This window comes from Paenibacillus lutimineralis (genome assembly GCF_003991425.1).
Lineage (GTDB): Bacteria > Bacillota > Bacilli > Paenibacillales > Paenibacillaceae > Fontibacillus > Fontibacillus lutimineralis.
The window spans coordinates 4,260,015-4,285,131 of record NZ_CP034346.1 but is presented as its reverse complement, the minus strand read 5'-3'; the positions used below and the strand labels follow the sequence as shown (position 1 = coordinate 4,285,131).

Below are 25,117 nucleotides of genomic sequence, written 5' to 3'. Positions count from 1 at the left end.
GTGTTGGAAAGGAAATAGCAATGGATCTTACGGTTATAGGGTACTGGGGAGCATATCCCGACAAAAATGAAGCAACCTCAGGTTATTTGCTTGAGCATAAGGGCAGCAAAATTTTATTGGACTGCGGCAGCGGGGTTCTGTCCAAGCTGCAAAATTACACGACGCTGGAGGAACTGGATGCCGTCGTTATAACTCATCTGCATGCGGATCATATGGCGGATGTGTACAGTCTGGAGTTCGCTACACTTATTTCCATGCAATTAGGTAGGCGCCTTAAACCGCTGGAGGTGTACGTTTATTACAAGGATTCCGCTAGGCTCGATTTTTGTTATCCGCAATATGTAAATGTACACCAGATTACTCCGCAAAGTGTAGTGACGGTTGGCGAACTAACTTTGGAATTCTCGGAGAATATTCATGAGGTTCCTTGTTGCGCAGTCAAAGTGATCTCAGGAGAAGGAAAGAGCCTCGTCTACTCTGGTGATACGGGTTACTGCCAGGAAATCATTGATTTCTCATGGGGGGTTGATGTGCTGGTGCTGGAGAGCAGCTTCTACAACTGGCAGAAGGGATTGAATCATGGCCACCTGACAGCGGGAGAGGCAGGTCAAATCGCTGCCATAGCTCAGCCAGGAAGGTTAATCCTGACGCATCTTCCCCATTACGATGATCATCAACAATTGGTGTTAGAAGCTTCCGTTCATTATAACGGTGAAATTCAATTAGCTTATTGCGGTATGAAACTGACGATTTAATTCAGGAAGGGGAAAATCAACGTGGCAATTTTGAAGAAAAAGCTGGCTCTTGGTATTTCTACTCTCTCTCTATTGGCGGTTATCATCACAGGCTGTGGCAGTAATAGTACGGCAAGTAACTCAGTAGGCAATTCAGCAAACACAACAGCATCTAACGAATCCAACCCATCTGAAACTGTGCAGAATTCAGGTGAAAAGGTCATGGCGGGTGGGACCGTCCGAGTAGCAATGTCCACGGAGCCGGATAATCTGGATCCTTATTTGTCGGCGGCAACGGATACCAACTCCATGATGGATAATGTGTTCGACGGATTATTTGAAGCGGGAGAGGACAGCGACTTGGTCCCGGCTATTGCTTCTTCCTACCAAGTGTCGGAGGATGGATTGACGTATACTTTCATTTTGAAACAAGGCATTAAATTTCACAACGGCGCTGATCTGACGTCAAAGGATGTGTATTATTCCTATGCCAAGTTGTCCGGGCTTAATGGACAAGAGCCGTTATCATCCAAGTTCTCGGGTATCGAAAGCATAGATACGCCGGACGATTATTCAGTTGTCATTAAATTGAAGGAGAAAAATGCCGCCTTCCTCGCTGCCAACATTATCGCTATTGTACCTAAGGATTATGAGCAGCAAAGCGAGAAACCGATTGGCGCAGGGCCTTACAAGTTTGTTGAATACAAACCGGGTCAGGAACTGGTTCTGGAGAAAAACGAAAATTTCTACAACAAGGACCATACCCCTGTAATAGATAAAGTCGAGTTCAAAATTATGCCGGACGCCAACGCGGCTGTATTAGCCCTGCAATCGGGGGATATTGATATGATCCCAGGCATCAGCAGTCAAGGCGTACTTCAATTGGGTGATGGCTACACCGTGATCTCCGGTCCGCAAAATATGGTTCAACTGATGGCTTTAAACAACTCTGTGAAGCCGTTAAACGATGTAAAGGTTCGTCAGGCCATCAACTATGCGATCGACAAGGATGCAATTATTCAGACCGTTGCGGAAGGGAATGGCACGAAATTAGGTTCCAATATGAGCCCTGCCATGAAGATGTACTACCAGGAAGGTCTGGAAGATTACTATAAGACTAACGTTGATAAAGCCAAAGAACTGTTGAACGAGGCCGGTTATCCTAATGGATTTGATCTAGCAATCACAGTTCCATCCAACTATCAATTCCACGTAGATACTGCTCAGGTGATCGCAGATCAACTCAAGAAAGCTGGCATCAATGCAACAATCAAGCAAATTGAGTGGAGCAGCTGGCTGGAGGATGTCTATAATAACGCCAAATATGAAGCAACTATTGTTGGACTAACCGGCAAGCTGGATCCGCAAGAGGTATTGGGAAGATACGAAACTACTTACGCTAAAAACTTCTTCAAATTCAGCAATGCTGATTTCGATAAGTTAATCAGTGAAGGCAAGATAGAAATCAATGAAGCAAAGCGGGCCGATTTATATAAGCAGGCACAAACCCTGTTAACAGAACAGGCAGCGGCCGTCTTTATTATGGACCCTAACCGGACCGTTGCGATGAAGGGGAATTTGAAGGGCTTCAAAATGTACCCGGTGCAAAAATACGATTTTGCTGAGATGTACTACACAGAACAGTAAAGTAGGGGAATATCTTGAGATTTTATATTCGCAAGCTGATCACCTTTATATCTACCCTGGTTCTTGTGTCCGTCATTACGTTTCTGGTATTTCAGGTTCTTCCCGGAGACCCGGCGCAAATTATTCTCGGTGTGGATGCAGACCCGCAGCAAATTGCCGCTTTGCACGAAGCAATGGGGCTTGACCGATCGGCCGGAGAACGTTATTTGATGTGGATCAAGGATACCTTATCCGGCGATTTCGGCACCTCGGTGCGATATAACAGACCGGTAGCCGACCTGTTATTGGAGCGTCTACCGGTTACCTTATCCTTGGCTTTATTCTCCCTGGGGCTGACCCTGATCATAGGGCTCCCCCTGGGGATTTATATTGCCAGAAGAGACGGCAAGTTATCGTCCTTGCTCCTGTCGTTATTTACGCAGTTAGGCGTATCGGTGCCTTCATTTTGGCTGGCTTTTATTTTAATCTTATTATTCTCAGTCACGTTCAAATTGTTCCCGACCTATGGATATACTTCATGGAGCACAAATCCGTTTGGTGCTATCAGGTCGTTGTTCCTGCCCTCTCTGGCCCTCGCTATTCCCGGGTTCGCGGTGGTGATCCGTTATTTAAGAAATACGCTGCTGGATCAATCGCGCATGGATTATGTACGGACGGCTAGAAGCAAAGGTCTGCATGAGAAGGGAATCATGTACCACCATATACTGCGCAACGGAATGATTCCGGTCATTACCATTGTCGGGTTATTAATTGCCGATACGCTCGGAGGCAGTATTGTGGTTGAGAATGTATTTGCGCTCCCGGGTATTGGAAATTTGCTGGTCAGCTCCATCGGGGCGCGAGATCTGCCGCTGGTACAAACGATGGTGCTGTATATTGCCGTGATTGTCGTCAGTATTAATTTTATCGTCGACATGCTCTATAAAGTCATCGATCCCCGGATCCGGTTGAAAAGGTGAAAGCTATGAATTGGAAGCAGTTAACTAAAAGCAAGCCGCTCCTTATCGGCAGTTCGCTCATTGCCCTGTTATTGCTGATGATGTTGATCAGTTTGTTCTACACTCCCTATGGCCCTAACGATATGAATTCCGGCATGCGGTTATCCCATCCCCAGTTGTCCCACTTATTTGGGACAGATAATTTCGGGCGGGATATCTTCAGTCGGATTATGAAGGGCTCACAGACCGCTTTTCTTATAGGGTTAAGTTCTGTGCTGATCGGATTATCCTTGGGGGTACTTATTGGTGCTATCTCCGGCTATTTCGGAGGCTGGCTGGACGAAGTGATTATGCGTTTGATGGATGCGATGCTGGCTTTTCCGGGCATTTTGCTGGCCATCATGCTTGTTTCGGTATTTGGTCCGGGACTGAACAATACGATTATGGCCTTAGGCATTATGAGTATTCCCTCCTTCTCACGGATTGCCCGCAGCGGTTTTATGCAGTATAAGGAGTTTGATTTCGTTAAGGCGACAATAGCCAAAGGGGCAGGGCCGCTGCGAGTCATCTGGTATCATATTTTGCCTAATATTGCTTCGTCCCTTATTGTTGCCACCTCATTGAGATTCTCAGGCTCCATTCTGGCCGAGGCCGGGTTGAGCTATTTGGGACTAGGCGTACAGCCACCTGACCCAAGCTGGGGCAGAATGCTGAATGAAGCGCAGCCTTTTATGATCAATGCTCCCTGGTATGTTCTTATTACAGGTGTGATCATTACGATCATGGTTCTGGGTTTCAATTTATTGGGAGATGGGCTTCGTGATCTTTATGACAGGAAGAGCTAGGGGGTGGACATCATGAATCCGGTTTTATTGGCCTTGGAGAATGTGGAGGTTGCCTTTTCCGTTAACGGGAAGAGCAATCCAGCTTTGCAGGATATCTCCTTTCAGGTAGGAGAGAAGGAAGTAGTAGGCATTGTAGGTGAATCTGGCTGTGGCAAGAGCCTGACTTCATTATCCGTGATGGGCTTGCTGCCGGGTACGGCAAAGACGACAAAAGGCCAAATTGTTATGGATGGGCTGGAGGTAAGTGGCTTAACCCCGGAGGCCTGGTGCGAAATCAGGGGGAAACAGGTCTCTATGATCTTTCAAGACCCCATGACCGCATTAAATCCTCTAGTACCGATCGGCAAGCAAATTGCTGAGACGCTATTCATACATTCCGCTGTTACAAAGAAGGAGGCCAAAGAACAGGCACTCGAAATGATGACCAAGGTTGGTCTATCCAGAGTTGAGCAGTTGTATAGTGACTACCCTCATCAGCTCTCCGGCGGGATGCGGCAGAGAGTGATGATTGCCATGGCGTTGATTTGCAATCCACGGCTGTTGATCGCTGATGAGCCCACGACGGCACTGGATGTTACGATACAGGCTCAGATTCTCCAGCTACTACGTGATATTAATGAAACGATGGGTACAGCGATTATCTTTATCTCTCATGATTTGGGGGTTATTCGCGAGGTATGCGATCGGGTTCTGGTCATGTACGCCGGGTATATCGTTGAGGACGCACCGGTACAACGTATATTAGAGGAACCGAAGCACCCGTATACCCGCGGCTTACTGCAATGTATTCCTGATATCGGCAAGCGAGGACAGCCTCTGTACACGATACCTGGCAGAGTTCCGCCGATTACGGAACGGCCTGGCGGTTGTCCTTTTGCCGGGCGTTGTGCGCAGGCGCTGCCGGAATGTAGGGAGCGTGTGCCGCAACTAGAGCAAGTAGCCGAGCAGCATCAAGTTCGTTGCCATCTTTATTCTGGGGTAGGTGAAGCCGTATGACACAGCCTCTACTCCGGGTTGAGGATTTATCGAAGCACTATGAGGTAGCGAGACAGGGACTGTTAGAAGAGAAGAAGTACGTAAGGGCGGTAAATGGTGTTTCTTTTGACATCAGCGAAGGTGAAACGTTTGGACTAGTTGGGGAGAGCGGTTGCGGTAAATCAACGACAGGGCAAATGCTCGTTCATTTAGTGCAGCACACGGGTGGGCAGATCCATTTTGCTGGCAGAGATATTACCAATCTGTCCAAGCATGAGATGAAGGCGCTGCGCAAGGAGCTGCAAATCGTCTTCCAAGACCCCTATTCTTCGCTTAATCCGAAGAAAAAAATCGGCTGGCTGCTGGAAGAGCCGCTGATCATCCATCAAATCGGCAGCAAGGCTGAACGGCAAAAAATCATAAGCGAAGTGCTGGAACAGGTTGGATTGGATCAAAGCCACCTTCAGCGCTATCCTCATGAGCTTAGCGGCGGCCAAAAACAACGGGTCGGGATTGCTTCGGCTCTAGTTCTGAACCCTAAATTTATCGTTATCGATGAGGCGGTTTCGGCGCTCGATGTTTCCGTTCAGTCGCAAATCCTGAATCTGCTGAAGGAGCTGCAGCGGGTGCGCGGCCTGACTTATCTGTTCATCTCACATGACCTGAATGTTGTTCAGTACATGAGTGATCGAGTAGGTGTGATGTATTTGGGAAAAATGGTGGAGATTTTCGATGTGGAAGCAGGCGGCGGGCCGCTGCATCCTTATACACGTGCGTTATTTTCGTCGATCCCTCAAGTAGGAAGTCGCCAGAAGGAACGTATCGTATTGTCCGGAGATGTTCCTAATCCCATTTCTCCGCCGCCCGGTTGTGCTTTCCATCCCAGATGTCCTTTGGCTGTAGAGCAGTGCCGTCACTCAACCCCTGTACTACGCAGTCAGGAAGCCGGTCATTACGTTAGTTGTCATTTATATGAGGAGGAAGCAGTTCATGAGAATAGGAGTCATATCGGATCTGCATGTTGATCTAAACGAAGTATCCGGGCAGCCGCTGATTGAGGATATATTGCTTGAGGTCGTTGCTGCTAGTGATTTGCAGCATCTGATCATTGCCGGGGATATTTCCAATGATGTGAATCGAAGCTTGGCTGTACTGAGGAGACTAAAGGCTGAATCAGGCATTCCGGTACTATTCGTGCCAGGTAACCATGATTATTGGAGCAAGGATAACGGCATAATCGATACCTGGGAGATTTACAGACAATATCAGTCTTATGAAGGCTGTTTGAGTCAAAATCCAATTCAGCTTGATGATAATTGGGTCATTATCGGCAATTCCGGTTGGTACGACTATACAATGGGCGAGCCCAAATACAGTTTCGCTGATTTCGAGAAAATGCACGCTATGGACCGAACCTGGCAGGACAGCATTTACGTAAAGTGGGACATGAGCAATCAAGAGATTCATCGCTACTTCTATCGGCATTTAGAGCAGGAATTGGAGCGGCATCAGGGCCAAAATATCATTATGGTTACCCATATGCTCACCCACCCTTATTTTAAGGCGCCTGTCGATCACCCACAGTGGCAGTATTTTAATGCTTTTCTCGGGAGTAATGAGTATGCCGGACTGTATCATAAATACAAGGTGCGCTACGGGATTATGGGCCATGTCCATTACCGCAAGCGAATGAAGGAACAGGACACGGAGATGATCTGCGCTTGTCTCGGTTATCGCAAAGAATGGAGAACGACGGAAGCGCTGAAGGAAGTTCAGGATTGCTTGCAGATCATTTCGATCTAAGAGACACCATAATGGTTCATCGTCTAAATTAGCGGGGGAGGCCATCCAAGCCTGCGACACGATCTTACCATGCCCAAAAAATCAGCTCCTGAAATGTCCTTGAGACGGTTCAGGAGCTTTTTGCATATTCGGGGTTTATAAGTATTGCTCAACACTTGTGCGTTACCTTCTTAAGAATATTTCTTCATCATTTCATGTAAATAATTCCGAAAATCTTCAACATAAGTTTTTGGCTCTATGATTTCTAGATTTGTACCGAAGCTTGCTAAAAATTGAAATCCAAAACTGTTTTGAGGAACATGGATTGTTGCCAATAAAAGTTCAGAACTATAGTTTTCAATACTCTTTCGACCATACCTTTCTATAAAATGATCTTTTATGCTGGGCGAAATCAACGCTCTTACAGCGACTAGTTCTGGTTGATAACTTGTTTCATGTTCTTGTTCTAACGAATAATCCCTAGGGTTAAATGTTTCTTCATCGATATGAAACTGATCGATCCTAGATAATTTAAATGTTCTATATCTCATGCGATGCAAACAGAATCCTTTCAAATACCAACTCGTTTCACTGAAATGAAGCTGATATGGTTCGACCATTCTCTTCGTCATCATGCCATTTTTATCGATATAATCAAATGAAATCAATCTTCTTGCTAATATGGCCTCTTGACACATCTTCAAGGTTTGACGAATTTCGGACCGACCCTCCCAATCATAAAATGACAGTTGGATGGAACCTTTCGGAGACAACGGGCTAACCATGGCTTCTATTTTTTTTATCGTCACTTCAACTTCTTCGCTAATTAGAATTTGTTCCAATCCGCCGAGCGCCGTCAATATATTCTGCAAGTCGGAGCTGCTTAAAAGACGTTTATCAACCTTATATTCGTCCATAATACCGTAGCCACCATGAACTCCGTTGACAGAATAGATGGGGATGTTTGATAAACTCAATGTTTCCATATCACGAAGAATCGTTCTTTTGGTAACGTTAAATAACTGTGCAAATTCTTTGGTTGAAACAACATCCTTTTTCAGCAATATCATGATGATGGATATTAATCTCTCAACCTTTTCCATATGTTCTCCTTCTTTTTTAAACTTTATTTATAAATGGTGACATACGTATGTCACCTCTTATTCATTATACTACATTTATAACAAGAAGGAGGTTTTGCTTTATGTCAGCTATTGTCTATTTAAACTTTGATGGGGTTGCAGAACAAGCGATTGATTTTTATTCGGAGGCTTTGAACGCAATTGAAGTAAAAAAAGTTAAATTTAAGGATTTTCCGCAAGATCCAAACTACCCGTTACCGGAAAATGAGTTAAATATGATCATGGAGTCTTCAGTAGAATTTGCAGGCGGGGAAATCATGATGTCGGATATTCTACCTTCGATGAAGAGTGTAACGGGCGAGTTGGTTAAAGGCAATAATATACTGATTAGTATCGTTAATGATGATAAACAGGCACTAGAAAATTATTTTTCTAATTTGTCTGTAGGTGGTTATGTTATCATGCCGTTATCCAATACGCCTTGGTCTTCGTGTTTTGGGATGCTGGTCGATAAGTTCGGAGTTTCCTGGAAGTTTAATAGTGACGCAGACAAGTTTCTAAATAACGTTATTTCCAACAAACAGTAACTCAATATTGTGTATCACATAGGCGATATGAATCAATTCAGAACAGGAGTATGGATTTGATTTATGGAAATCGGAGATCTAATTCCAGTAAAATCAAGAGTAGATTTAAGAATTTGGCTGCAGAACAATTGTAAGATTGAAAAGTCTTGCTGGTTCTTGGTTAGTATGACGTCCACCCCGAATATGTTGTTATATTTGGACGCAGTAGAGGAAGCGTTATGCTTTGGATGGATTGACGGAGTCAAAAAGAAAATATCGGAGACGGATCTGGCACAGAGGCTGTCCCCTAGAAGTAAAAAAAGTTCATGGACTGAATTGAATAAAGAACGTGTCCGCCGCCTCGAAAAGTTGGGGTTCATGAGGGAGGAGGGAAGAAAGGTTCTTCCCGATATGACTCCAGATTCTTTTAGTATAGATAGGGTGATAGAGCAAAGGCTAAAAGCAGATGAGCAAGTATATGAGAATTTCATGGCATTTCCTGATCTGTATAAAAGAATTCGGATCGACACGATACAAAGCAATAAGAATCAGCCAGAATTATTTAGGAGCAGATTAGACAAATTCATAACAAACACGAAAGAAAACAAAATGTACGGCCAATGGAACGATAATGGACGTCTGCTAGACTATTAATATAGGCAAGAATAAAAAAACCCGCAAAAGTCTTGATTTTACAAGGCTTTTGGCGGGTTAAAAATGTTATGAGTACATTTCCGTAATCATATTGACAGCTTCCTTGGCGATTATTAATTTATCACAATTCAGAACGTTGTATACATGAAGTGAATCCGCCACAGTGGTTTCTACACCAGGAATGTTATTGGCGCTTTTAAAAACAAAGTTATTTATTATAGGTGTAACAATTAGCACCTTTTTCTCTGCCCCAAGAGCATTAAGCATAGCTACTATAGACTTTGTCCTGTAGTTTTCCAACTTAATTTCGTCGACGACAATGAATTCTTTGTTCTGTACTTTGCTAGATAATGCAGATTTTATAGCAAGTCTCTTCACCTTTTTATTGAGTCTATAGCTGTAGTCGCGAGGTTTAGGAGCAAACACAACCCCTCCGCCACGCCAATGAGGCATACGAATCGAACCTGCTCTAGATTTATTAATTTTATTCTGCTTATATGGTTTTCTACCACCGCCTCTAACTTCACCACGTGTTAATGCAGATTGGGTTCCGCTGCGATTATTTGCCAGATAATTTAGAACTGCATCATGCATAACTGATTCATTGGGAATAATACCGAAAATGGATTCTTCAAGTTCCATTTCACCAACACTAATACCATCCATATTAAAAATGTTAACATTTAACATTATTCTTTCCTCCAGATCCTAAACTTTCATGATGTCGGTACCCACATCCATAGTAAAAACTTCATTGTATTAGATAACTTGCTAAATGTTCTTTGTATATTTACAATAGCATCCATTATATTAACCTCCGTTTGTCCTGCTACATTCTAGAAGAACTGCTAGTAATTAAGGTAACAGATAGAAATCACATAAACTATACACAAAACGGCTCTGTAATGTTTGGTATAACCTGCATTAGGGGACAAAAAAAGATGGTCCCGTGTGAGTACAGGGATCATCTTATAATTTGTGCACAATAAGGATCGCAGTTCAGCGTTTTTATTTGTTATAAATTATTTTTCTGATAGCATAAACAGAAAGGCAGTAAGATTCTGCAAGTTCCTGAATCGAATTACCAGAATTATATGCTTGTATTATTTCACTATTTCTCCTATCAATCTCTTTACGAAAACCGGATAATTCTCCCCAATTTTTATGTTGATCTTTAATTGCGGGAATGTAGATGTATTCACCTTGTATAAAATCTTGCAATTTTTCAACCAATTCTTTTGGGAGAATGTCATTAGCGTTGATATACCTCATGTAGATTCACTCCTTGAATAAATGTAGGATCTCAAGTAGCAAAGCCAGCATGATTGGTGATGATGTTATTCCATGCAAATATCACCAAATATCTGTCTTTGCATGGAATTGAACATGGGTTATAGTAATATTCTTACGAGACATAATCATTCTCCTTCATAGATATGTTATCACTTTAAAACCTCAGAAAAATAAAAGAGCTACAAAGAAAGTTACCTTCCTTGTAGCTCAAATAAACAAATACTAAAATCTAACCCAATGGATTGGATGCTTTATTTGAGTAAAGAGAGTAAGTAACTTTCTTACTTAACAAAGAATAAAACAGTTTTGTTTTATCATTCGTAAATAAGCAAGAAATTACATTATTCTCATCATCTCCCTAGATTAATTAGTAGCATTGTAGCACAGCCAATTTCACATTTCAACTTTTTATCAATCAGGCAATCAACTCGGTAAGGATGCTCAGATAGACCCCTAAGAAGCAATGGCTAACCGATATCTAAATTTAAATTTTGAAGCTTATATTGTTTAGGAGTTATGCCGCAAATACGCTTGAAAACCCGGATGAAATGACTTTGATCATAAAATTGAAGGTAATTCGAGATTTCCGAAATTGATAAATTAGTGTAGTTTATTAAGTTCTTCGCCTCTTTTATTTTCTCCTGAAGTATATAATCAACAATCGTTATTCCGGTATCTTTCTTAAACTGTTTGGAAAGATAATCAGCACTCAGGCCAACATTGTTTGCAATTTCCTGTACACTCAATTTTTGATAAAGATTGTTGTAAATAAATTGTTCTACCTTGATAACTACTTTGGAATATCGTTGCTCCTTTGCTAGCATAACCTGTTTGGCATATTCCTTGAACACTTTCTTTATCGTTTCAACAAAAGTATTAAAATTTGTATCGGACTCAATTTGTTGAATGAACATGTCACTTAACGTGTACGCTATTTCTGAATTTAAACCTCCGTCCATAGCAGCTCTGCTTGCAAGAGTTACGCATACAATGGCGAGGTTTTTTTCATTACGAACCGGGTTGTTTCTGGCGACGGTTCCGCTTCCTTGTAGTTCAGGCACGGATGCCATCAACTTTTCGAGAGCATCTAAACGGCCTTCTTTAATGAGTTGTCTTATAATATTTTCATATTTATTTTCATGATGAAGAAATCCCTCTATTTTCTGATTTGCGACTTGTTGCTGTAACTCTGATTCAGTGTCGCTGGAGAATGGGGTGAGATATTGAATGTCCGTAAGTCCTACTCGTTCTCTCATCAACAAATAATAAAACATTTGACCAAATCGAGAGAGAGTCCATTTGTTATAGAGTGGAAGGGACAGGAGATAGCTTCTCAGTTTTTCTTCAAGCTGCCGAGGTACCTTGTTCTTAATCATGTAATCGTAAATAACATTCTTCGTGATTTTATCAAATACACAAGGACCAAGGAACAAAATATGATCATTGATCATCGACTCCCGTGCTCGAATGCATAAATAGTATTCGACATTGTTAAGCGTAATAACGGTAATAGGGAAGTCAAAATCCTTTTTTGTACAATGTTGGAGCATATCCTCTAGCCATTTATCCTGTAAAGGATTCTCAATTGTATTGGAGACTAACGATGTTAAAGTTCCTCCAATGAGATCAATAGAGAAAATTGGCATTTTTGCATAATGATGCATCATTTCACACACATAAAGAAGTTCATCCTCGTGAATCATTAATCCCATGACATCATATCCTTATTTTTTAGTATAAGTACAATTTAGACCGGAAAAATCCTATTATTGAATACTGTAACCCCTTACAATCAATTTGTCATTCGAATTTTCGGGGGGAGCAGGCAATGGAAACGATTAAAATTAGTTTCAAAGAAAAGCTTGGCTATGGTGTCGGTGACTTAGCGAGCAACTTCATTTGGGCAGGAGCTAGTACGTTTCTTACTTTTTTCTACACGGATGTGGTGGGTCTGACGGCTGCTGCGGTTGGTACTTTGCTGCTTGTTGCTCGTGTACTTGATGCGTTCGTAGATATTGGGGTGGGGGTGATGATCGAAAAGACGAAGAGTCGCTACGGCAAAGCCCGTCCTTGGCTATTACGGATGGCATTTCCGTTTGGTATCGCGGGCTTCCTTCTTTTCACTAATCCAGGTTGGGGAGGGGCAGGTTCATTAATATTCGCATATTGTACTTATCTTATTGTTAATATTGTTTATTCCGGAATTAATGTTCCATACGGTGTGTTAAATTCGAGAATAACGCAGGATCCCTACGACCGATCTGTTTTGAATATCTTCCGTATGTTTTTCGCTGTCGTCGCGACGATTATTGTCAATATGCTGACAATGCCGTTAGTGAAAACATTCGGCGGTGGAAATACTGGATGGGCTACTACTTATGGCCTCTTTTCCGGCATAGCAGTCATCCTGTTCTTGGTGTGTTTCTTGAGCACGAAAGAGCGTGTTCAGCCGACTGTCGTTCGAAAGGAGGTAGATATAAAGAGAGGTTTTAAAGCTCTGTTCCGTAATAAATATTGGAAGCAACTCGTTTTGCTTATGGTCATTTTTTATATTAACGGCGGCGTAAATGCAGGGGTAAGCATTTACTATGCCCAAAATGTACTAAATGATGCTGAATTAGTAGGTACGCTTGGCCTCGCAGGCATGGTTCCGGTTCTAATTGGTTTTTTCCTTATTGCTCCGTTCATTAAGCGGTTTGGAAAACGCAATGTATCCATTGCAGGCCTGGTCATTTCCATGATCGGTTCCTGCGTTCTCATTATCGATCCCACATCGCTGGCTATCGTGATCATCAGCACCGTCATTAAGTCCTTCGGATTCGTTCCATTGTCTGCTACCTTATTCGCCATGCTTGCAGACACGGTTGATTACGGCGAATGGAAGACTGGTATTCGTAATGAGGGTCTTATTTATAGCGGCGGCAGTTTCGGTCTTAAAGCAGGCAGCGGCATCGGTGCTGGCTTGGTAGGGTGGATCCTTGCGGTTGGTGGGTACGTGGGTAGTCAAGCTCAACAAAACGAATCGGCAATCGCTTCCATACAGTTTATGTTCATCTATCTACCGATAATTTTATGTCTTTGCATGATTGGGATCCTCCTGTTCTATAAACTGGATAGAGAGTTTCCTCGAGTGCTTGCGGACTTGGAAAAAATTAAAAAAATGCAGGAATAAAACCAATGAAGAAGAAGCGGTGAAGCGCTGGCCGCTTTGTTCATGAAAGAAGAAAACTAAGGAGAGAAAGCATGTTTAATAAACAATCAACGTTAACAGACCAACAAATTCATGAGAAAGCAAATGCTTTATTAAAAGAGATGTCCATAAAGGAAAAGGTATGGCTGCTGAATGGAAATTGGGATCCAATTGAAAACGGGGTGCAGTATGAGAACCAGTATAATCCAATTCCAATCAAAACCAATGGGAACGAGAGATTAGGCATTAGCCCCGTTTCCTTTACAGACGGTCCTAGGGGTGTTGTTATGGGCCAATCGACATGTTTCCCGGTTTCTATGGCTCGGGGGGCATCCTTTGATACCGAATTGGAGCGCCGTATCGGCGATGTTTTTGGTATAGAATCAAGAGCGGGCGGTGCCAACTATTTTGCCGGTGTCTGTATTAATGTCTTGATGCATCCTGCATGGGGCCGAGCCCAAGAGACCTACGGGGAAGATCCGTTCCTACTTGGAGAAATGGGTAAAGCGCTAACAGAAAGCGTGCAAGATCATAATGTGATGGCATGCGTAAAACATTATGCAGTAAATAATATTGAGAATACTCGATTCTACGTGGATGTTAATTTGTCGGAACGCACGCTTAGAGAAGTTTATTTACCACATTTCAAGAAATGTGTGGATGCAGGTGCGGCATCTCTAATGGGCTCGTATAACAAGTTCAGGGGAGATCATGCATGTGAAAGCAAATATCTGTTAACAACGATCCTTCGCGATGAATGGGGGTTTGAAGGATTTACTTCATCCGATTTCATATTCGGGATCAGGGATGGGAAAAAAGCTATTGAAGCTGGAATGGACGTAGAAATGCCCATGCCAGTCCAATACAATGAGAGTTTGTTGAAAATGGTGGAATCGGGAGAGGTCGACGAAACCTATATTGATCAAGCTGCACTTCGTGTAATCAGAACCATTATTGCATTTGAAAGCACACCAGATAAGGTCACGTATTCAAAAGAAAAAATTGCTTGCAAATCTCACACTGAACTTGCGAGAGAAGCGGCCGAGAAGTCGATGGTACTGATCAAGAATGAAGGTCAGGTTTTACCATTTAATAAAAAGGAGATGAAGAAAATTTTATTGGTCGGGAGATTGGCTGTAAAAGAAAATCTCGGAGACCATGGTAGCAGCAGAATTAATCCAATTTATTCGGTAAGCCCACTACAGGGAATTCAAAGTTATTTTAAAGACGAAGTAGAAGTTATCCATTGTCATGAGAATGAGTTGGAGAAGGCCAAAGCACTAGCAAGTGACGTAGATGCTGTTGTGATTGTGGTCGGTAACGATTATAACGATGAAGGCGAATATGTGATGCCGGATTCCACAAACGCCGTTGACTTTATCACTAAAGGTTACGAGCAACAAGGAATGTTTGAGAAAAGTGAAGCATTCAAAGAGATGATGAAACAAACTCCTTCCTCTTCCTACACGTCTAACGAATCGTTTGCTCCAGGAGGAGACCGAAAAAATTTATCTCTTAGGCAGGAAGAAATACAAGTAATTAATGAAATTGGTTCGATCAATAAAAATACGGTAGTATCTCTGGTCTGCGGAAGTATGATCATGACTAAAGAATGGGAAGCTAAAGTTCCAGCCATCCTGTACAGTTGGTATGCCGGCATGGAAGGCGGTAATGCACTTGCTCGAATTTTGTTCGGTGATGTAAATCCCAGCGGCAAGCTGCCATTCGTGATTCCAACCGATGAAAGTCACTTACACCCTTTCGATAGTTCTTCTCACCAAGCGCACTACGATTTCTATCATGGCTATCGTAAATTGGATAAGGAAAAGCATACCCCAGCCTATCCTTTCGGTTTCGGATTGAGTTATACGAATTACTTATATTCCGATCTGAACGTCGAGAAGGAAGGCGATTCCGTTAATGTAGGGGTTAAAGTGAGAAATGCAGGGAACGTTGCTGGTGAAGAAGTTGTGCAAGTTTATGTCAGTGTTCCTAACTCCAAAGTGGAAAGGCATATCAAAGTATTAAAAGGCTTTACAAGAGTTCATCTAATCCCCGGAGAAAGCAAAGAGGTTGTCGTTCCGATCGCTTTGAAAGAACTGGAGTATTACAATGAAGAAGAAGCAAGATGGGTGCTAGAGGATACCAACTATGTGCTTCTTGTGGGTCCAAGCTCGGATGAAAAGGCACTCCTGAGAGAGAATATTAATTTGAGTATATCATAGACCCCCCGTGGACGTTTGAGCCCTGTCGACGCACCAATATAACAATGAATAAGCTCCTGAAATTGTCCATTGAGACGTTTCAGGAGCTTTTTGCATCATGGGGATTTGCCATGTATCGATCGTCCACAAACCGAGCCTCCAATAGTAGCATTCCCTTCTTTATGGTTAGGGTAAGGATGGCTCCTTTTCCTTTGCAGATTGCTCCACTTCGGTCGCGAGGCCGATGTCCTTGTTGTTGAGAATGTTATTTTCCAATACAGCAAATTTGTCACCGTACTCTTTAATAATGTGAGTCTCTCCCCACATGCAGAGCGAGTCGAGAATCGGTTTCAAGCTCCAGCCGTACTCAGTCAGCTCATATTCCACTTTGGGCGGGACCTGATGATATATCAATCGGTTTACAATGCCATCATCCTCCAGCTCTCTGAGCTGCTGTGTAAGCATCTTTTGGGTGATGGACGGCATCAGCCTCCGTAAATCACTTGTCCGCTTCTTGCCATGGGTTAAATGGCATAGGATCACGCACTTCCATTTGCCTCCGATTACCTCTAGCGTAGCTTCAACCGATATGTTGTATTTCTTTTTTTCCATAATGATGCCTCCTCAAATCCATGGGCACTTTTTGGTGCCTATAGTACTAAAAAGTACGTACTGTTCAAAATACTTCGATGGGTACATAATAACACTTACCGGCCGGTATTACTATCCTGCAGCTTAATCGTTAGGTTAATAAATCTATAGAAAAATATAGGAGTGGAAATAAATCATGTCTTTAGATAAAAAACGCGCAACCTTTGCCTTGTTAGCTTTAGCGATCAGCGCGTTTGCGATTGGTACCACTGAATTTATCAGTGTGGGGCTGCTACCCCTGATCGCTAATGACCTGCACATTTCGGTGACCCTCGCAGGATTAACCGTTACGTTATATGCATTGGGCGTCACTTTTGGGGCACCAATTCTGACCTCTATCACGTCGGGTGTACCGCGCAAGATTCTGCTAATCAGCATCATGCTAGTGTTTATTATTGGCAACAGCCTAGCGGCAGTATCCACCGGGATCGGCATGCTGCTGACAGCACGCATCATATCTGCTTTGTCCCATGGCGTGTTTATGTCCATCGGGTCTACGATTGCAGCCGATTTAGTTGCTGAGGACCGCAGAGCAAGTGCCATATCTATCATGTTCTCAGGTCTCACGGTGGCGACCGTCACCGGTGTTCCACTGGGGACATTTATCGGCCAACAGCTTGGCTGGAGAGCCGCATTCATAGCCATCGTGATCGTCGGTATTATCGCTTTGATTGCCAATTTGATTCTGGTCCCAAGCAATCTTCGTAAAGGCGTCCGAACACCGATCCGAGACCAGGTGAAAATTGTTACCAATGGCAGATTGCTGCTTGCCTTTCTCATTACAGCGCTCGGGTATGGAGGAACCTTCGTGGTCTTTACCTACCTGTCGCCGCTGCTACATGACGTTACCGGTTTTAAAGAATCTACCGTAGCCCTGATTCTGCTGCTCTATGGCATCGCCATTGCCATCGGCAATGTGATCGGAGGCAAAGCGGCCAACCGCAAGCCATTAACTGCTTTGCTGTATATGTTCTTGATTCAGGCGGTCATTTTGCTTCTTCTCACATTCACGGCACCATTTAAGGTGGCCGGACTAATCACGATCTTCTGCATGGGACTTCTGGCTTTTATGAACGTGCCAGGATTACAGGTCTATGTCGTGATGTTAGCGGAACGTTTTGCACCCAAAGCTGTTGACGTCGCTTCATCGGTTAACATCGCCGCCTTCAACGCAGGTATCGCACTTGGTGCTTATCTGGGTGGGATTGTCACTGAGCATCTTGGCCTGATTCATACCGCCTGGATTGGATCGATCATGGTCGCGGCCGCCGTACTGCTAACCTTGTGGAGCCGATCTTTAGAGCGAAAAGATATGGCGTCCGCAGCTCGAGCAAACTGATCTATGGACAACCCTCATGCCTTTCTAACTATCGGATCTAATTCAAATAAGTTCAATAACTTTCGGTTATGATAACCGAATAGGCAAGATGTATTCGAATGAACCATGTGATTTCATTATCAATTTTTATATATATACAAAATTAGGAGGAATTTACAATGACTCAGAATGTACAAAGTAGAACACGATTAAATAATGGTATCGATATGCCTTGGATGGGCCTTGGTGTCTTTAAAGTGGAGGAAGGAATCGAGCTCGTCGAAGCGGTGAAAGCTGCCGTTAAACACGGCTACCGGAGTATCGACACCGCTGCGGTATACGCAAATGAGACAAGTGTTGGTCAGGGGATTCGTGAGGCGTTGGCAGAGACCGGACTGAAAAGGGAAGACCTCTTCATTACTTCGAAAGTGTGGAACGCTGACCTCGGTTATGAATCGACACTTGCTGCCTATGAGACAAGCCTTAAGAAGCTGGGCCTCGACTATCTGGATCTCTATTTAATCCACTGGCCAGTAGCAGGCAAGTATAAAGATGCTTGGAGAGCGTTGGAGAAGCTGTATAAAGATGGCCGTGTCAAAGCAATCGGCGTCAGCAACTTCCAAGTTCATCACCTTGAAGATTTAATGAAAGATGCGGAAATCATCCCTGTGGTCAACCAAGTTGAATTCCATCCACTATTGAACCAGAAAGAACTGCGCGACTTCACGAAGAAGCACAACATTCAGTTGGAGGCATGGTCTCCATTGATGCAGGGAGAGCTGCTGGGTCATCCTCTTCTGAAAGAGATTGCGGACAAATACGGCAAATCTATCGCACAGGTCATTCTTCGTTGGGATCTACAGCATGGTGTTATTACTATTCCTAAATCAACGAAAGAAAACCGAATCGTTGAGAATGCATCCTTGTTTGATTTTGAACTGTCCCCTGAAGATATGGATCGGATCGATAGCCTTAACGAAGACCGCCGCGTAGGTCCTGACCCGGACAACTTCGATTTCTAATGAACTAGCCCATGAGTTTGTCTTTGAGACGATTCATGGGCTTTTTTTACATAGTCGGAATTTTGAAACGTTAATAGAATAGACTATTCAGCTCTAACCCGGGCTTAGAGCTGACGGTCAACTGTCTGTTGGCGGCGTGTCATTTGAAGAAGATTCAATCCTAGGATGACCAGTATGCATACTGTAATCAGGATATAACCTCCGAGGACCGGCCGCAGCGCTGCAAGCAGAGAAATATGCTCCTGATCCACGGAGCCCGCCGTTGCATTTTTCATTGCTCCAAGGCCTAGCGCTGCCCCTATAACCATCCCCAAATTACGTGTCAAAGCGATCATGCCTCCGATTGAACCTGTATGTTCTTTGGGAGCATGCTGCATGATGAAGCTATTATTCGGCGCAGACAATAACCCCATCCCGATTCCGAGCAAGCTCAGCGAGCCAAGCAGCATAAGGACGTTGGCCTGTGTCTGGTCCGGAACAAGGGCCAGCACGAGAAGGGAGAGGGCCATGCCAAGGATGCCGAGCAGCATTAGCCTCTTGGACCCATAACGATCAGACCATCCCCCGGCAATGGGGCCAGCAACCCCAAGCAGGATAGGATAAATGGCCATGATATAACCAGAAATTAAAGGTGAGAATCCTGCCTTACCCGTTAAATAAAAGGGCAGGGCTACGAGAACGGTGTTAGCCATCATGAACGACATGGTGCTAATAATCAATCCGCCAGAGAGTGAGAAAATGCGAAACAGCCTGATCGGCAAAAACGGTGACGATTGGCGCAGCTCCCACAGCAGAAAAGCAGTAAATCCTGCGATGGCAATGATGAACCCTACAAGCTGAGCGGCTGAGATGGCGTAAACAATGGAGGCAATCGAAATAATGAACAGGATTGCACCAAAGCGGTCAAGCGGGACTTTTCCGGTTACAGATTCCCGTCCTGCCAATATATCCTTCCTGCGAGCGGGAATATAGCGAAAAGCGAGCAGAGTAGCAATTAAGGTTACGGGAACATGGACCAGGAAAAGCCACTGCCAGTCAAGCCATTCAGCAATAAATCCGCCGGCGACGGGGCCGCTCATGGCGCCCAGCGCAACGGCTGTGCTGACGATACCGAGGGCGCGCCCCCGTTGTTCTTTAGGCAAATAGAGGGCTATGATCGCAATATTCGTCGCCTGGAACATCGATGCTCCGACGGCCTGCACTGCCCGCAGGATCAGCAAAATCATGATATTAGGCGAGAAGGCGATCAAAATGGAGCTGAGTGCGAAAACGACATACCCGGTATTATGAATCGTTCGATGGCTGTAGCGATCCCCCAGTTTGCCCATGAAAGGGAGGAGGGAGGCGATTACGAGCAAATAACCGGTTGTAATCCATTGAACAGCGGACAAATCGCTATTAAACAGGTCGGCAAATTGCGGCAGCGATACATTAATGACACCGGCCGTAAAATGGGAAACAAAAGCACCTAGGCATAACGCCGTCATCATAAGAAAACGATTCATTTAATTCCTCACCTGCTTTGTATAGATTTCGTTAATATTGTTAGTTTATTTAGTTTAGTAACTAAACTAAATGGGTAAAAAAAATTAATGATTCTGCTGTAAAAAATGATTGAGTTTGTCGATGCATTTTTCGAATATCTCTATTTCCTGGGCGCTTAATTGGGTACGAAGCCGGTTGTAAAAATCCAGGTGCACCCTATCGTGAGCTGCATTGGCTTCTTGTCCCAAAGCTGTAAGGGAAAGGACGATCCCTCTGGCATCATACGGATGCGGTGAACGGACGACCAGTTCCTTGGCCTCCAGCCGGGCAATAAGCTGGGTAACCGCTCCCTTGGTGATGCCCAGACGACTAGCAAGTTCACTCATAAGCACATTACCTTCGGTGCCGATTGCGGTTATAGTATGGATTTCACTAGGCGTCAGTGGTCCGGCTGAGCCAAACGTATGAGGCTGACGCTCAAGGCGGCGCAGCTGCATAATGAGTCTGCCAAGATTACGGCTACCTTGTTGTTCATGTTCGGTTAGTGGGGTTGGATTTTTTTTCATGTATATAGTTTAGTTTCTAAACATAATGTTTGTCAAGCAATTTAACCAAGCAGGGCAGATCATATTTTTCAGCATACACCCGATGGACTAGAATTCAATGTGGCACCTAAAAATTTCATTAGGAGGTAAATAAGTGAACGTACAGAATGTTTCGGCATTGCTGAATTATTCCAAAAACAATAATACCAGTTCGATGGCTGTTCTTGATTTTCAAAAAATATGGAGTAACGCAACACAGAAAACAGAAAAGCCAGAGAAAACAACTTCGTTTGTTAGCGCAGAGCAGAGTCTGGAAGAAATTTATCCGGATCTGAAATATCACGTACTGGATGCTTCTCAATTTAAATACTGGAATCGGCTGGATTTTCCAACTTCAAAGCTTTATGATGACAGGATCGATAAAAGTACTATCCATGAATTAAGAGCTTGGAAACCTCAGATACAAACGGCTACTGGCTATGAACCGTGGGTACAACGTGATCTTGAAAAAATACAAAAGGGACTTCATGTTGTTATGATTCACCCTACTGTTCAAGAGAAAATGGACAAGGATCCGGAATATGCAAAACAGATTGTATCTAAGATTCAAAAGTACTTTGAAGACGATATTAAACTGAATGAGGCTATTGATCCAGAATCTGTTAAAAGCATGTCCCAATTGGTCACTATTACAGAAGATGGTGAGATAGGATTTCATCATACCGTCTGTGATGGACCTTCCAAGCAAGAAAATGACTCCGAAGAAAAATTTGGAACGAAAAAGGATAAGAAGAAACAAAATCCATTAAGCGGATTGCAAACCATGGCGTTAACTTCTTCATTGCCATTACAAGAACAAATAAAAACGACAACACTTGAATATGGTTATAGTTACGCATATGGGCTATATGACTTATATCAAAAGCGCAAATCAGGAAACAACGAGGATTAAAACCTCGTTGTTTTTTTTAGGTAATTTACTCGCAAATAATTTGGAATATTTCTGTACAGAGGGAAATTTAAAGTAATCAGGGATAAGTCGGTTTGAGGTGGCTCTCTTTAATCCGAACATACTCTGGATGCACTTTAAGAGATAAACAAAAGGGTAGTCGCGCAGAAGTCATTTCAGCGGACTACCCTTATTTTTTTCTCGATGAAACTGTTTTAACGGTCAACAGAAGCCCGTAGGCTTCGAAGATTGACCAGCTGATAGACCAACCATACAACCGAAACAACAAGCATCATATCGTAGCAGATGTTAAACAGGAATAGATGCTTGCCTATATCCGCCTGACCATCGCCAAGGATGGGAACCATGAACCCGATAATTCCCGCAAGGCCGATCAGCATCATTAATTCCGTCCGAATCCGGCTGTTTCGGTCCCGGCGGCGAATGTACTCCCATATCGCTGCAGCATAGTAGGCTGCATAGAATAGGGCGATAGAGAGCAACGATCTTGGCATATGTGTATTCTTGAATTGACTCCAGCCGCTGTAGCTTAAGGCGAGAGTGCCTGAAGGCAGGTTCTCCTGCTTCAAATAGGAGCCGAGATAATAAGGCCGGATGCTCATGCTGTTATTTGCAGCATATTCCATTTTGTCTATAAGTCTGGCCGGGTGCTTGAAATAAAACAATAAAATATCCGTATGTGAAACCCGGTCATAGAAATCGGGCTTCATGGCGGGGTCATCCTGCTTGATCGCCGTATCCGTCTGAAAATAGTTCGTACCGGCTAACACGGATAAATGGTCAGGCAGACCGAGCTCTTCCAGATCTCCCTTGACATCGGGAGAATCGTTCAGAATTCCGTAGAAGACGGTCTGATATAGATTGATATTCTTCAGCTCTTTAGGAGCGGCCGTATACATGACAACCGAAATGATACAAATCGAAGCCGCCAGCCCGATCGTTAGGCGGCGCCAGCTCAGATTATTACGTAGTGTCATAAAGCGCAGACCGAGCAGCGCGAACAAGATGCCGACCGGAGCATTTTGGATTTTGGAGCCGGTCAGGAAGAACACTGAAATAAAAAACAGCCAAAGCACAAGTTTTGAAGGTTTTTCCTGATTGAGCAGGCATAGGCCGAACCCTGTTGACAGCAGCATAAATACAAGCGAGACCGGTTCTCCATACAGGGAATTGAAATAAGCGATGTAGCCAACATCGTAGAACATAAACAGTAGACAAACGGTCAGTACGACTCCCACCAGGGTAGATTTATATTTGTTATGACGAACGATGATATAAGTTGCCGCCAGCAGAAGCAGGGAGTATAGAGCCCCAAGCACGCGTATATCGAAGGATGACGGATGAACAGCATACCCAATCAAGCGGGCAACGGCGACAACAATAATTTGTGTTGAAGTATATAACAGCTGAAAAAAATGATCATACGCAAAGTATTGGTGCGCATATCCGAAAAAACGGTCACCATAGGACTCATCTGGGACTCCGTAATTCAGTCCGGCGGTCCCCATGACTCGCAGAAAGTCGCCATTGTCCGCTACTCCGATAAATGGCTTGGCGAATAGAATATATCCGATGATACATATACCTGCCAGCACGGCAAGCCATTCGACGGAAAGAAACTTTTTCATGGGTAACGATATCCTTCCTTAATGAGCTAGTATCGCTTGAGCAAAAACAGCAAGTTGTTCTTTGGTAGCTGCAGGGCCGGAGATGTTGTATTCCAGAAAACCGTCTGCGCTCTTTTCTACCCAGTTCAAGGTATGATCGTAATAATAGGCTTCTGTGCCGTTCACTTCTACAACCTCATTCTTGGACGGGCTGGTGACATAGAACCTTGATTTTTCAACGCCTCTTAAAAAGTTTACGCTGTAGCTGATCTCTTGTCTATCGTTCTTATATTTCAATGCTACCGACTGGATTTCGCTTCCCGGCTTTCTCGTAACGTAGGCATAGTCCTTGCCGTCCCCCGTCCGGGCGAAGATCAGACTGCTGTCAGACTGGCTTTGTGGCTCATAATTCATGTATAGGTAGCCGGCTGCAAAGTGGTAGCCGTCAAGTACTTGACTGTTAAGGCGGCTGTTTGCAAGTGGCCCTTGGATGGCATCCTGAAATGTACTGTAGTCGAGATACTCAATAGGTGACGTCGTCCATAAAATCTGATCGGTCGTCTTATTTGTGATTTCTTGCTTACTTCCAAAGTAGACGATAGCAGATTCGCCCGGCATTATTTGCTTTCTGACGTCATCCAGTACTTTGGATTGCCAAGCGGGAATTTGCATATCCGTTTTCTTGACTTCCATGACCGTGTTCCCCTCTTTATCCCGCAAATTCAACCATTCGCTCGCCGCATAAGAAAACCCGCTCAAAAGGCCGATGAGACAAATGGCTATGACTGCCTTTTTGAAGGTAATAACAGGGGCTTTACGAGGAGTCTGAGAGAGGCCTCCTATTTGATCAATCCGCTTCATGATCTTATCCGAGAAATCCCGTTCCGGAATATATGTCGTGTCGATTAAAGCTTTTATTTTGCTAATCGTACCTGTCTCTGGAGAATAATCATTAGGTTTCATTAGCGTATCCCTCCATTTGCCAAGGCCGGGTGGCCTTTAGCTTTTTTTTTGATTCGTTCATACTTTTTACGTGCAGTGGCTGGCTTACAACCTATGATTTGACCGATCTCCTCATAACTACGCTCATCTACAACCCTTAGCAGAAGTAGGCTCCGGTCCTCTGAAGAGAGTTGGACCAGCACGTCGGCGACAAGAGCGTTAGCGTTATAATCGGCTGAGCATTCGTCATGGAGCTGCTGCTGGCGATAGGAACTAAAAACCTTGTACCAGGCGTTTCGTTTTTTCAGCAAATTAATGCAGTGATTATAGGAGATTCTGTACAGCCATGCGGTGAAGGAGGCTTGCTTCCTGTAACGGCCTATATGCTGATAGCACTTGATAAAAATTTCCTGCACTGCATCCTCCGCTTCCTGCTGTTGACCCAGCATATGACAGCAATATACGTGAATTCGGCGCTGATATTGTTGGACCAGGAGCCGGAACGGCTCTTGCCGTCCGTCTTGAATCTGAGTGATGATTCGCTCAATTTCCGCTTCGGTTAACGGTTCGTGGTTATTATCTGATGCCATAGTGTACTCCTTTCATTCGGGTCCCCTTTACCTCTTATAACAGCGCCGACATCTATTTTGTGACCGAACCTTGGATT

The 25,117-nt window shown here is 43.9% G+C and carries 24 protein-coding genes; 14 read left to right on the top strand and 10 right to left on the bottom strand.

Annotation, left to right across the window (positions count from 1 at the left end):
* Positions 1 to 20: 20 nt before the first annotated feature.
* From EI981_RS18920 to EI981_RS18890, 7 genes are read left to right on the top strand one after another with little or no spacing between them, the layout of a single operon-like run.
* The gene (locus tag EI981_RS18920) at positions 21 to 755 is read left to right on the top strand and encodes an MBL fold metallo-hydrolase (protein ID WP_127000794.1); all 735 of its coding nucleotides are present in this window, start codon (positions 21 to 23) and stop codon (positions 753 to 755) included.
* Between the two features lie 21 nt (positions 756 to 776).
* Complete coding sequence (locus EI981_RS18915; RefSeq protein WP_227011494.1) at positions 777 to 2,381, top strand: ABC transporter substrate-binding protein; 1,605 nt, start codon at positions 777 to 779, stop codon at positions 2,379 to 2,381.
* 14 nt (positions 2,382 to 2,395) lie between these two features.
* The gene (locus EI981_RS18910) at positions 2,396 to 3,340 is read left to right on the top strand and encodes an ABC transporter permease (RefSeq protein WP_127000792.1); all 945 of its coding nucleotides are present in this window, start codon (positions 2,396 to 2,398) and stop codon (positions 3,338 to 3,340) included.
* Between the two features lie 5 nt (positions 3,341 to 3,345).
* Complete coding sequence (locus EI981_RS18905; RefSeq protein ID WP_127000790.1) at positions 3,346 to 4,164, top strand: ABC transporter permease; 819 nt, start codon at positions 3,346 to 3,348, stop codon at positions 4,162 to 4,164.
* A gap of 12 nt (positions 4,165 to 4,176) precedes the next feature.
* Positions 4,177 to 5,160 (top strand): ABC transporter ATP-binding protein, encoded by a 984-nt coding sequence (locus EI981_RS18900; RefSeq protein ID WP_127000788.1) that lies wholly within the window; start codon positions 4,177 to 4,179, stop codon positions 5,158 to 5,160.
* Positions 5,157 to 6,164, top strand: coding sequence for an ABC transporter ATP-binding protein (locus tag EI981_RS18895; protein ID WP_127000786.1), 1,008 nt, complete (start codon positions 5,157 to 5,159; stop codon positions 6,162 to 6,164). Before EI981_RS18900 ends, EI981_RS18895 begins: the two co-directional genes overlap by 4 nt.
* Positions 6,130 to 6,942: a metallophosphoesterase gene (locus tag EI981_RS18890; RefSeq protein WP_127000784.1), complete on the top strand. Its 813-nt coding sequence runs from the start codon at positions 6,130 to 6,132 to the stop codon at positions 6,940 to 6,942. Before EI981_RS18895 ends, EI981_RS18890 begins: the two co-directional genes overlap by 35 nt.
* Positions 6,943 to 7,112: 170 nt before the next feature.
* On the opposite strand, the gene EI981_RS18885 is transcribed toward EI981_RS18890, so the two are convergent.
* Positions 7,113 to 8,024, bottom strand: a complete 912-nt coding sequence (locus EI981_RS18885; RefSeq protein ID WP_127000782.1) for a helix-turn-helix transcriptional regulator — start codon at positions 8,022 to 8,024, stop codon at positions 7,113 to 7,115.
* A 101-nt stretch (positions 8,025 to 8,125) separates the two neighbouring features.
* On the opposite strand from EI981_RS18885, the gene EI981_RS18880 reads away from it, so the two are divergent.
* Positions 8,126 to 8,590, top strand: a complete 465-nt coding sequence (locus tag EI981_RS18880) for a VOC family protein (RefSeq protein ID WP_127000780.1) — start codon at positions 8,126 to 8,128, stop codon at positions 8,588 to 8,590.
* 63 nt (positions 8,591 to 8,653) lie between these two features.
* Positions 8,654 to 9,223: a YdeI/OmpD-associated family protein gene (locus tag EI981_RS18875; RefSeq protein WP_127000778.1), complete on the top strand. Its 570-nt coding sequence runs from the start codon at positions 8,654 to 8,656 to the stop codon at positions 9,221 to 9,223.
* A gap of 66 nt (positions 9,224 to 9,289) precedes the next feature.
* On the opposite strand, the gene rplD is transcribed toward EI981_RS18875, so the two are convergent.
* From rplD to EI981_RS18860, 3 genes are all read right to left on the bottom strand, one after another.
* Entirely contained in the window at positions 9,290 to 9,913 is a 624-nt protein-coding gene (gene rplD, locus EI981_RS18870) for a 50S ribosomal protein L4 (protein ID WP_127000776.1), read from the bottom strand.
* 318 nt (positions 9,914 to 10,231) lie between these two features.
* Positions 10,232 to 10,495: a CD3324 family protein gene (locus EI981_RS18865; RefSeq protein WP_120460980.1), complete on the bottom strand. Its 264-nt coding sequence runs from the start codon at positions 10,493 to 10,495 to the stop codon at positions 10,232 to 10,234.
* A 488-nt stretch (positions 10,496 to 10,983) separates the two neighbouring features.
* Positions 10,984 to 12,228, bottom strand: coding sequence for an AraC family transcriptional regulator (locus tag EI981_RS18860; protein ID WP_127000774.1), 1,245 nt, complete (start codon positions 12,226 to 12,228; stop codon positions 10,984 to 10,986).
* Between the two features lie 116 nt (positions 12,229 to 12,344).
* Here EI981_RS18860 and EI981_RS18855 point away from each other — a divergent pair, with 116 nt between their 5' ends.
* A complete protein-coding gene (locus EI981_RS18855) occupies positions 12,345 to 13,688 on the top strand; it encodes an MFS transporter (RefSeq protein WP_127000772.1) in 1,344 nt (447 codons plus the stop codon).
* 71 nt (positions 13,689 to 13,759) lie between these two features.
* Complete coding sequence (locus tag EI981_RS18850; protein WP_127000770.1) at positions 13,760 to 15,931, top strand: beta-glucosidase; 2,172 nt, start codon at positions 13,760 to 13,762, stop codon at positions 15,929 to 15,931.
* A gap of 165 nt (positions 15,932 to 16,096) precedes the next feature.
* Here the strand turns inward: EI981_RS18850 and EI981_RS18845 are convergent, their stop codons facing one another.
* Positions 16,097 to 16,522 (bottom strand): winged helix-turn-helix transcriptional regulator, encoded by a 426-nt coding sequence (locus EI981_RS18845; RefSeq protein ID WP_127000768.1) that lies wholly within the window; start codon positions 16,520 to 16,522, stop codon positions 16,097 to 16,099.
* A gap of 175 nt (positions 16,523 to 16,697) precedes the next feature.
* Here EI981_RS18845 and EI981_RS18840 point away from each other — a divergent pair, with 175 nt between their 5' ends.
* Both EI981_RS18840 and EI981_RS18835 read left to right on the top strand, forming a co-directional pair.
* Positions 16,698 to 17,900, top strand: coding sequence for an MFS transporter (locus tag EI981_RS18840; RefSeq protein ID WP_127000766.1), 1,203 nt, complete (start codon positions 16,698 to 16,700; stop codon positions 17,898 to 17,900).
* A 158-nt stretch (positions 17,901 to 18,058) separates the two neighbouring features.
* Positions 18,059 to 18,901 (top strand): aldo/keto reductase, encoded by an 843-nt coding sequence (locus EI981_RS18835; protein ID WP_127000764.1) that lies wholly within the window; start codon positions 18,059 to 18,061, stop codon positions 18,899 to 18,901.
* A 104-nt stretch (positions 18,902 to 19,005) separates the two neighbouring features.
* Here the strand turns inward: EI981_RS18835 and EI981_RS18830 are convergent, their stop codons facing one another.
* Together EI981_RS18830 and EI981_RS18825 are read right to left on the bottom strand one after the other, a co-directional pair.
* Positions 19,006 to 20,406, bottom strand: a complete 1,401-nt coding sequence (locus tag EI981_RS18830) for an MFS transporter (protein ID WP_127000762.1) — start codon at positions 20,404 to 20,406, stop codon at positions 19,006 to 19,008.
* 84 nt (positions 20,407 to 20,490) lie between these two features.
* Positions 20,491 to 20,952 carry a MarR family winged helix-turn-helix transcriptional regulator gene (locus tag EI981_RS18825; RefSeq protein ID WP_127000760.1) on the bottom strand — a complete coding sequence of 154 codons (462 nt, stop codon included), beginning with the start codon at positions 20,950 to 20,952 and terminating at the stop codon, positions 20,491 to 20,493.
* Between the two features lie 133 nt (positions 20,953 to 21,085).
* On the opposite strand from EI981_RS18825, the gene EI981_RS18820 reads away from it, so the two are divergent.
* Positions 21,086 to 21,883, top strand: a complete 798-nt coding sequence (locus tag EI981_RS18820) for a DUF6033 family protein (protein WP_127000758.1) — start codon at positions 21,086 to 21,088, stop codon at positions 21,881 to 21,883.
* Positions 21,884 to 22,095: 212 nt separating this feature from the next.
* On the opposite strand, the gene wsfD is transcribed toward EI981_RS18820, so the two are convergent.
* The 3 genes from wsfD to EI981_RS18805 are packed head-to-tail and all read right to left on the bottom strand — an operon-like array spanning position 22,096 to position 25,040.
* Complete coding sequence (gene wsfD / locus EI981_RS18815) at positions 22,096 to 23,529, bottom strand: glycan biosynthesis hexose transferase WsfD (RefSeq protein ID WP_127000756.1); 1,434 nt, start codon at positions 23,527 to 23,529, stop codon at positions 22,096 to 22,098.
* A gap of 18 nt (positions 23,530 to 23,547) precedes the next feature.
* Positions 23,548 to 24,471 (bottom strand): hypothetical protein, encoded by a 924-nt coding sequence (locus EI981_RS18810; protein ID WP_127000754.1) that lies wholly within the window; start codon positions 24,469 to 24,471, stop codon positions 23,548 to 23,550.
* Complete coding sequence (locus EI981_RS18805; RefSeq protein WP_127000752.1) at positions 24,471 to 25,040, bottom strand: RNA polymerase sigma factor; 570 nt, start codon at positions 25,038 to 25,040, stop codon at positions 24,471 to 24,473. Before EI981_RS18805 ends, EI981_RS18810 begins: the two co-directional genes overlap by 1 nt.
* Between the last annotated feature and the right edge of the window lie 77 nt (positions 25,041 to 25,117).

What these genes read in the sequence shown, in the direction of transcription:
- EI981_RS18920 (WP_127000794.1), top strand. Translation starts at nt 21, where the DNA reads ATGGATCTTACGGTTATAGGGTACTGGGGAGCATATCCCGACAAAAAT.
- EI981_RS18905 (WP_127000790.1), top strand. Translation starts at nt 3,346, where the DNA reads ATGAATTGGAAGCAGTTAACTAAAAGCAAGCCGCTCCTTATCGGCAGT.
- EI981_RS18900 (WP_127000788.1), top strand. Translation starts at nt 4,177, where the DNA reads ATGAATCCGGTTTTATTGGCCTTGGAGAATGTGGAGGTTGCCTTTTCC.
- EI981_RS18895 (WP_127000786.1), top strand. Translation starts at nt 5,157, where the DNA reads ATGACACAGCCTCTACTCCGGGTTGAGGATTTATCGAAGCACTATGAG.
- EI981_RS18890 (WP_127000784.1), top strand. Translation starts at nt 6,130, where the DNA reads ATGAGAATAGGAGTCATATCGGATCTGCATGTTGATCTAAACGAAGTA.
- EI981_RS18885 (WP_127000782.1), bottom strand. Translation starts at nt 8,024, where the DNA reads ATGGAAAAGGTTGAGAGATTAATATCCATCATCATGATATTGCTGAAA.
- EI981_RS18880 (WP_127000780.1), top strand. Translation starts at nt 8,126, where the DNA reads ATGTCAGCTATTGTCTATTTAAACTTTGATGGGGTTGCAGAACAAGCG.
- EI981_RS18875 (WP_127000778.1), top strand. Translation starts at nt 8,654, where the DNA reads ATGGAAATCGGAGATCTAATTCCAGTAAAATCAAGAGTAGATTTAAGA.
- rplD (WP_127000776.1), bottom strand. Translation starts at nt 9,913, where the DNA reads ATGTTAAATGTTAACATTTTTAATATGGATGGTATTAGTGTTGGTGAA.
- EI981_RS18865 (WP_120460980.1), bottom strand. Translation starts at nt 10,495, where the DNA reads ATGAGGTATATCAACGCTAATGACATTCTCCCAAAAGAATTGGTTGAA.
- EI981_RS18860 (WP_127000774.1), bottom strand. Translation starts at nt 12,228, where the DNA reads ATGGGATTAATGATTCACGAGGATGAACTTCTTTATGTGTGTGAAATG.
- EI981_RS18855 (WP_127000772.1), top strand. Translation starts at nt 12,345, where the DNA reads ATGGAAACGATTAAAATTAGTTTCAAAGAAAAGCTTGGCTATGGTGTC.
- EI981_RS18850 (WP_127000770.1), top strand. Translation starts at nt 13,760, where the DNA reads ATGTTTAATAAACAATCAACGTTAACAGACCAACAAATTCATGAGAAA.
- EI981_RS18845 (WP_127000768.1), bottom strand. Translation starts at nt 16,522, where the DNA reads ATGGAAAAAAAGAAATACAACATATCGGTTGAAGCTACGCTAGAGGTA.
- EI981_RS18840 (WP_127000766.1), top strand. Translation starts at nt 16,698, where the DNA reads ATGTCTTTAGATAAAAAACGCGCAACCTTTGCCTTGTTAGCTTTAGCG.
- EI981_RS18835 (WP_127000764.1), top strand. Translation starts at nt 18,059, where the DNA reads ATGACTCAGAATGTACAAAGTAGAACACGATTAAATAATGGTATCGAT.
- EI981_RS18830 (WP_127000762.1), bottom strand. Translation starts at nt 20,406, where the DNA reads ATGAATCGTTTTCTTATGATGACGGCGTTATGCCTAGGTGCTTTTGTT.
- EI981_RS18825 (WP_127000760.1), bottom strand. Translation starts at nt 20,952, where the DNA reads ATGAAAAAAAATCCAACCCCACTAACCGAACATGAACAACAAGGTAGC.
- wsfD (WP_127000756.1), bottom strand. Translation starts at nt 23,529, where the DNA reads ATGAAAAAGTTTCTTTCCGTCGAATGGCTTGCCGTGCTGGCAGGTATA.
- EI981_RS18810 (WP_127000754.1), bottom strand. Translation starts at nt 24,471, where the DNA reads ATGAAACCTAATGATTATTCTCCAGAGACAGGTACGATTAGCAAAATA.
- EI981_RS18805 (WP_127000752.1), bottom strand. Translation starts at nt 25,040, where the DNA reads ATGGCATCAGATAATAACCACGAACCGTTAACCGAAGCGGAAATTGAG.